An 8,181-nucleotide genomic window follows, 5' to 3' on the forward strand; every position below is an offset into this window, starting at 1 on the left:
TTATAAGTCTTTGAAGGGATTATCATCCGAGGGATTAGTCTTTTGAACCGCATATCTACGCCATTCTTCATCACCACGGAATTTACCATTTCTCCGTGATGATATAGAGCTATCTCGTTGACTGGTATGCTCATTAGTTCTTTTATGCTGACTTCTACCTTCTTCAGGTAAATGGTCTGGATAATCAAGGGTCAGACGATGATTATCCCTATCTATTTCAGTAACTACAAGATTGACTTCATCACCAGGTTTAAAAGAATCTTTCTCTCTCAAACGAGAACGAGGTAAAAGACCGGTAATACCATCAGCTACGGTAACAAACACACCATAATTGGTAGAGCTTTCTACCTTGCCAGTAAAGGGTATATCTATTTGCACAATCTCATCTATATTATCCCAGGGATCAGCTTGAAGTGCACGCATGGAAAGCGATATCTTCTGGTTATCTGGGTCTATCCTCAGAATTTGAGCTTCCACATAGTCACCTTCTTTTAATAATTCTCGTGGATGCGATATATTACGTTTATGACTTATTTCGGATAGAGGAATAAGACCTTCAACTCCGGATTTGAGTTCCACAAAAGCTCCAAAATCCAGTAAACGAAGAACACGGCAATTGACAATATCGCCTTCCTGATTTTCCTTAATAAATTGTTCAAAAGGATTATCCTGTAAGGCTCGCATTGAAAGGGCTATTTTATCATCTTTGATATCCAAAATCTTTACTTCTATTTCCTGTCCAACTTTTAGCACATCCTGAGGTCTGGCTACATGTTGCCAGGAAATCTCGGATACATGAAGTAATCCTTCTATATCTCCTAAATCCACAAAGGCACCAAAATTCGTCATCCGCATAACTTTACCCTTAACTACATCTTGAGGATGAAGCTTTTCCAAAGCAGCCATTTTCTTTTCCTGTTCCTGAGCTTCAAGAAATTGACGATGAGATACCACAACTCTACGACAATTATCCGAGCATTCTATAACCTGAAAATCCATTGTTTTGCCAATGTATTTCTCTTTAGGTTCTGCACCGTGCAGGGATATCTGGGATAAGGGACAAAATGCTCTGGCACCAAGCACATCAACATTAAATCCACCTTTGGTGATCCCATAAACCTTACCCGCTACGGGGATTTTACGCTCGTAAGCATCCATTAGGGCATTTTTATCTACATATTGACGAGTTAAACTCTTACCAATGACAAAACCTTGCTCATTAGAATCAACGATATACCCTTTTAGAATATCACCGATAGAATAATTCAATTCGCCTTTTTCATCAGTATATTCACTTACATCGGCATAAGCATCATACTTGCCGCCCAGATTAACTATTATATATTTATCGCTGATATCTATTATGGGAGCTTCAACAACATCCCCTTTTTTATATTCAGCGGTGTTCTGGAAGGACTCTTCCAGTAAGCGGTTATATTCTTCCCGCATAACCTTAATTGCAGATTTACTGCGTGTTTCTTTTACTCTTTCTGACATAATTGACTCCTCAGGACAATTCAAGAATATCAACTTTTCAGAGAGAGTGTTTTTGTAAAGGTTTTTTTGTTGTTCTTATGTATTTCTTCCTCTTTAAGATAAATATCAACCCTTAAACATCAGCTCTTACCTATATCAAACTCAAAAATCCGCTTGACTAAATGATTATTTATAGAAAAGGGAATAAATTAATAAAATTCAGGAGCTTAAATTTGGACAATTTCCACCTTACCATCTATCAAAGCTATCTTAGAGTGATGCATAGGTTTTGTCAATATCCTGAACTTGTGAAACAACTGGAAAAGGGAAAGTTCAGTTCTAAAACTAATGTACTGGCGATTGGAAAAACAGCTTGGAAGATGGCATCGCTTTGTGCTAATATACTTGCCCAGAAAAATATATCTTATGAGGGTTTTGTTTTAACCAAATATGGTTTAACCTACGGTTCCATTCCAGGGATAACTGTGCTGGAAGCGGGACATCCACTTCCTGATGCGAATAGTTTTGCCCATAGCAAGACCATTGTAAACTGGCTAAAAAATTCTTCACCTAAAGATGACCTTATCATATTACTTTCAGGTGGCACTTCTGCTTTGTTTGAAATTCCCGAAGAGGGAATCAGCGAACAACAGTTGCTTGAGATATATAAACAACTCTTAAAAAGCGGAAAAAATATAGAAGAAATGAATAAAGAGCGGTCTAAATATTCTCAGGTGAAAAATGGAAAGGCGCTTTCTTTTGTCCAAGCTAAAAATATTAAAATCTTTGCGGTCTCGGATGTTCCTGAAAACAATCCTCATATTTTAGGCTCTGGACCTTTTACACCAGCTATGATAGATACTGCAGTGAAAAATGGCTGGAACTATAAATATGGAAACAAGGATATCCGTTATCATATCGTGGCAGATAACCAGTCCTTTTGTAATAATTTATCTGATGAATTTAAATCTGCCGGGCTCAATGTGTATCAGGACCCCCAATTTTACACTTATTCAATGAATAAAATGGTTAATTTATTAACCGATATATTAGATGGCTCAGCTATGCTACCTATTACTATACAACCTTTTATCTATATTGCAGGTGGTGAGCTTTCTGTTAAAGTAACTGGTAATGGTTCAGGAGGTCGTTGCAGTCATCTGGTTTTAAATATGATTAATCCTCTATCCAGGTTTAATAATTCTGCGCTATTTTGTTTTGCTACAGATGGTTGTGATAATGTAGTCGGAAGTGGAGGTGCTTGGGCAGATAGCTATACACGTAAAGAAATTCTTGATGCCAAAATTTCTATTGTCAGAGCCAAAAAGGAATTTGATAGCTACACTGCTTTAAAAGCTATAAATCATATACTTCCTGCTCCAATTTTATCCACTAATGTCAATGATGTGTATGTCCTTTCTTGTGGTTATAGATTATCTAATCATTTAGCCAATCAAGATGAACCCCAAAATAACCTATTTCGCTGAAGGCAAACTGACTGATTTTAGCTTCTGATGAATAAGTTTATACTCATCCTGTTAATTTTATCTTTCCCCCTATCTTTAGTACTTCTGGCACAAAATGAGAGAGATGTTTTTCCCTCAAAACTACCTGAAGTTGTGCCAGATACTCTCACTCAAGCTAAAGTTAAAGAAGATTCACTTTTCTATTCAGCGGATAGTGTGTCCTATTACCAAAATCTTGAACAGATAAGGCTCTATGGCAATACCAATATCCGTTATCAAGAATTCACCATTAGCAGTGATTCTATTGTTATAAATTTAAAGACCAATTGTGCTTATAGTGTAGGTAATACTGTTATGCAGGATGGGGCTCAAATCCTTCTGGGTTCAAATGTGGCTTATGATATAGAAACTCAAACCGGTATAATGGAAAATGGTATCAGCAGTATGGACAAGAGTTTTTATAGTGGAAAACAGGTGCGGAAAATAGATGTTGAGACTTATGATGTAGACGATTGCAATTTCACCACCTGCGAATATGAGGAGCCTGATTTCTGGTTTACGGCAAAACAGGTGCGTATCTATAATAAGGATAAAATTGTAGGGAAAAATGTGGTGGCTTATGTAAATCATCTACCTATCTTCTATTTCCCATTTATAACTATTCCTTTAGAGCGAGGAAGACATCCTGGTTTTTTAATTCCTGTCCCTGGTTATAATGTGGTAGATGGCAAATTCCTTAAAGATATTGCCTGGTACTATCCTTATAAAGATTATGCAGATATCATTGTGAGTTTTGACCTTTATGAAAAGACGGGATGGAAAGCGGATTTAAACTTGAGTTACCTCAAGCGTTATATCTTAAATGGAAATCTGAATGCCGCCTATCAGAAAAAGCTTACCGATATACAAACCTACAATGATTGGTCGGTTAAAGCAAATCATCATCAAGAGCTCGGAAATAAAGCTACTTTTGATTTAAATGTAGATTTTGTTAGCAATAAACGTATCTGGGAAGGTAGCTCGGACATTAATGAAAGTCTCGCTCAAACTGTGACCTCTTCTGTTTCCTATCGTCAACCCTTACTTAGTTCATATCTAAATATCGGTTCAACCTACACAGAAGATTTAATTAATAATCGTGCCAGTATTTCACTTCCTTCTGCAACTTTTTCTTTGCCTTCCAGACCTGTCTATGAAATCTTCTATCATCCAGAGCGAAGTCCTGATGCCTGGTGGAGTAATATCAGTTATAACTATAATGTTCGTTTTGACCATATAGGCATAATGAATGCACCTCATAGAGATTTTCAGGATTATATCTGGAATAATGAGACCGACCCAGAAAATCCAGACTCCTATCTAACTCAGCATAACGCTGGTATAAAGCAGCAACTTGGTCTATCTTATAATTGGAAAGCCTTAGGATGGTTAAATTTCCAGCATGGTTTATCCTATAATGAAGCCTGGTTTGATCGGGATAAAAATGGTAATAATTGGGTGCGTGGAAATGATTATTATGCCTATACCAATACCAATTTCAATGTTTATGGTGTGCGAAACTTTCAGCAGGGATGGTTAAAATCCATCCGTCATTTATTAACACCCTCTGCTGGTATCAGTATCAGTCCAGATTTTACTAAAAATAAACAGTTCTATAATTTTGGTGGGATATATCTAAGTAATGCTGGAAAAGCAGCAAATCTGAATCTCTCTTTAGACCAGAGATGGCAGATTAAATATGGAAATGATAACAAAAAGATTAATGACTTAATTGGATGGAGAACCGGAATTTCTGCTAATCTCGTGAAAAAAGACCACCCTTTTGGCAATTTATCCCACAGCGCATATTTCCGACCAGGAGCTATTAATCTGGGAACTTTTCAAATGCCAGGAACTAAATATAAACTGGATAAAATCTCTCTTGCTTATTCTGCTCAATATAGTCTCTATCATAATCCTTATAAGATGCATCTTCTGGATTGGCAACCTTCCAACCAATATTTTTCTCAAGCTTTAACTCTTACAGGTTCTGCTCCTTATCAAAAATATTTCACCAGGGAAAAGAATAGAACCTTTGACCCTTATCAAACTCCTGATAGTCTTCAAATATTTGCTGAAGAAATCACCTCTTTAAGTGGACAGGATAACTGGAAATTATCGTTATCGCACGACCTTAGTGCCACTAAAAGTATGTCCGATCCCGTTTCACAGAATCTCAGAATGGATTCTTCTTTCAAAATTACCCAAAATTGGTCTATCAGTTATGGAAATTATGTTAATCTAAAAACGGGCAAGATGCTCTCTCAAACTTTTCATATAATCCGCGATTTACATTGCTGGAAGTTAGATTTCAGTTACAGTAGAAGAAATGAATACTGGGAATACCGGATAGCATTATTCAATGTAGTGTTCCCTGATGCTTTAAGATTCCAGACTCATGATAGTGGAAGAAGTTAAAAAAGCTGTATTTCTTGACCGGGATGGTTGTATTAGCCCGGATAATTTTGGACTAAAACCAGATCCGGAAAAATACCATCTTTATCCTTATACCATTGAAGCACTCCGGATTTTGCAGAATTTAGGCTATATGCTAATCATAGTGACTAATCAAGCTGGGATTGCTAAAGGATATTTTGACCTGGAAACATTAGAAAAGGTTCACGCCAAACTCAGAGAATTGCTCAATAATGAAGGTATAATTCTTACTGATATATATTATTCTCCTTATCTGGAAACAGGAACAGTGCCTCCTTTCAATATTGCTCATGAAGACCGCAAACCAGGATTAGGTATGTTCTATAAAGCTTTGAGAGATCACCCTTTTGACCCGAATAAATCCTGGATGTTGGGAGATAGAAAGTCCGATGTTTACTTTGGCAAAAAAGCAGGATTAAAAACAGTTTTACTTTTGAGTGGTCACGGAAAAGAAGAACTTTTGACTGGATTTGAAGGCTGGGAATATACACCTGATTTCATAGCAGAAAATTTACTCACTGCTGCTAAGCTTATTCAAATGCTAACAAAATGAAGAACATAAATCATTTTAGCCAGAGCAAATTTTCTTCACTTTCTCCTGTTCATCAATTGAAAGCTCTGGATAAATTAGTTTCCTCACTTTCGCAATCTCTTTCTCAAAAAAATAATAACTTTGAATTAAAAGAGAATATAGTACATTGTATTTCCTGGATGCAGTCACCATTACCGGAATATGTTTCCCAACTAAGTCAGGCTTTGCAACAAGAAGAATCCTTTGATAAAATCTCTAATGCTTTAGTCCAATATCAGAGAGCACGGGGAAAATCCTTTAAAGATTACCAGATTCAAGTTAGAAAAGGAGATGGCTTAAAAGTGGTTGATGCGGAAGCACAAAGAAAAGCTCAGCAAATAATTTTGATACTGGATAATCTTCGTTCCGCATTCAATATTGGTTCAATTTTTCGCACCGCTGAATGTTTAAATCTTCAAGCCATTTATCTTTGTGGAGTTTGTGCCACACCAGAAAGTGCTGCTTTAAAAAAGACTGCTATGGGAACGGAAGATAAAGTGCAGTGGAAATATTTCCCTCAAACCGAAACTGCCATTCTTACGGCTAAATCAGAAGGTTATTATATTTATGCTTTAGAGACTGCAGCGAAAGCGAAGTCCATTTATGAGGTTAAATATCAATTTCCTCTGGCGTTAGTAGTCGGAAATGAAAGTCTGGGTATAAGCCAAAATACTTTAAAACTGTGTGATAGTTTTCTCGCTATTCCGGTTCAAGGCTGGAAAAATTCTCTCAATGTTGCTGTTGCTTGTGCAATTTGTGCCTATCAGATAGTTTGGGGAAACTTACCGCAAAAATGAGGAAGGAAAATTATGTCCGAAAATAAAGAATATTATGCTATCTTAAATGAACTAATATCTAAAAATCAAACTGTCTGGCAAGTTACTATTATATCTTCTATTGGTTCCACTCCTGCCAAACCAGGAATGAAAATGCTTATCCCTTTGTCGGGAAAGGTTTATGGAAATTTAGGTGGTGGAGAACTGGAACACTTGCTTATATCGTGGGTTCGTAAGGAACAACCTTCTTCCCCAATTCTGGAAACTTATCTGCTTTCTGAAGAGGGTGAAAAACCCGAACGAACAGAAGGTATTCCCTTATCAATGGTCTGTGGAGGCAAGGTTTCTGTCTTTATAGAACCACTTTTCTCTTCAAACATTCTTTACATCATCGGTGCAGGACATTGTGGAAAAGCCTTAGCTCATTTAGCTAATCTCTGCGATTTTCAGACCAGAATCATTGATAATCGTCCTGAAGCTCTGGAGAATATTCCTCCAGAAATCTGTAATGACCTCCATTTAAGCGATTATAAGGACTTGGAAAAGCACATTCAATTCAATCAAAATGCCCTTATTGTCATTATGACTCAGGGGCATATCTACGATGAACAGGTGCTGGAACAATGTTTAGATAAGCCTTTTCGTTATTTAGGTATGATTGGAAGTAAACGCAAAGCAGAGAAAACTTTCCAGATACTCAAAGCTAAAGGTTATTCAGAAGAGGAAATCCAAAAAGTTCACTCTCCCATAGGACTACCTATTGGCTCAAAAACTCCCTACGAAATTGCCGTTTCTATTTTAGCGGAAATAATTCTCATTCTTTCCAGAGATAAGATTTAATCACCATCATAGAATCTCTCATAAAAATTTATTTATCAAACAAAATCATCCTGCTTCATTCCGTAAAATAACCCGTATCTATCTGATTTATCGTTAGATACCATAATTTTAAACGAAAATAACTGTAACCCTTATCTCTTTGCACCTGATGTCCAGCTTATGTCCAGCTCATGTCCAGCTTATGTCCAGCTCATGTCCGAAAGTGGACATAAGCTCCTCTTCAGCCCCCTAAGATTCCCCTATCACCACATCATAAAAAGCCAAGATGAAAATCTCTTACCGCAATGGGATTTCTCTCACAGATTACACAGATTGCACAGATAAAAGTTTATTTGTATTAAGAAAGGGATTATAATAGAAGCACGCAGATTACGCAGATTACGCAGATTTTATTATTTATTTAAAAAAATGTGATAACTGCATAAGATGGATAGAGTTATGAATTGAAAATGGCTCTCACAGATTACACAGATAACACAGATAAAAGTTTATTTATATTAAGATAAGGATTATAATAGAAGCACGCAGATTACGCAGATTTTATTATTTATTTAAAAAAATGTGATAACTGCATAAG

The 8,181-nt window shown here is 36.5% G+C and carries 6 protein-coding genes; 5 read left to right on the forward strand and 1 reads right to left on the reverse strand.

From position 1 onward, the window contains the following. Window positions 1-1,497, reverse strand: a complete 1,497-nt coding sequence (locus tag E0946_RS05800; RefSeq protein ID WP_133201525.1) for a S1 RNA-binding domain-containing protein — start codon at window positions 1,495-1,497, stop codon at window positions 1-3. Window positions 1,498-1,709: 212 nt separating this feature from the next. Here E0946_RS05800 and E0946_RS05805 point away from each other — a divergent pair, with 212 nt between their 5' ends. The 5 genes from E0946_RS05805 to E0946_RS05825 are packed head-to-tail and all read left to right on the forward strand — an operon-like array spanning window position 1,710 to window position 7,604. Next, the gene (locus E0946_RS05805; protein ID WP_165942097.1) at window positions 1,710-2,963 is read left to right on the forward strand and encodes a DUF4147 domain-containing protein; all 1,254 of its coding nucleotides are present in this window, start codon (window positions 1,710-1,712) and stop codon (window positions 2,961-2,963) included. 27 nt (window positions 2,964-2,990) lie between these two features. Continuing rightward, window positions 2,991-5,399 (forward strand): LPS-assembly protein LptD, encoded by a 2,409-nt coding sequence (locus E0946_RS05810; RefSeq protein ID WP_133201527.1) that lies wholly within the window; start codon window positions 2,991-2,993, stop codon window positions 5,397-5,399. After that, window positions 5,380-5,970: a D-glycero-alpha-D-manno-heptose-1,7-bisphosphate 7-phosphatase gene (locus E0946_RS05815; RefSeq protein WP_133201528.1), complete on the forward strand. Its 591-nt coding sequence runs from the start codon at window positions 5,380-5,382 to the stop codon at window positions 5,968-5,970. The genes E0946_RS05810 and E0946_RS05815 overlap by 20 nt, the downstream gene beginning before the upstream one ends. Continuing rightward, window positions 5,967-6,785: an RNA methyltransferase gene (locus tag E0946_RS05820; RefSeq protein WP_133201529.1), complete on the forward strand. Its 819-nt coding sequence runs from the start codon at window positions 5,967-5,969 to the stop codon at window positions 6,783-6,785. The genes E0946_RS05815 and E0946_RS05820 overlap by 4 nt, the downstream gene beginning before the upstream one ends. Before the next feature lie 12 nt (window positions 6,786-6,797). Next, the gene (locus E0946_RS05825; protein WP_133201530.1) at window positions 6,798-7,604 is read left to right on the forward strand and encodes an XdhC family protein; all 807 of its coding nucleotides are present in this window, start codon (window positions 6,798-6,800) and stop codon (window positions 7,602-7,604) included. Window positions 7,605-8,181: the final 577 nt, after the last annotated feature.

It is taken from the genome of Candidatus Syntrophosphaera thermopropionivorans (genome assembly GCF_004353895.1).
GTDB lineage: Bacteria > Cloacimonadota > Cloacimonadia > Cloacimonadales > Cloacimonadaceae > Syntrophosphaera > Syntrophosphaera thermopropionivorans.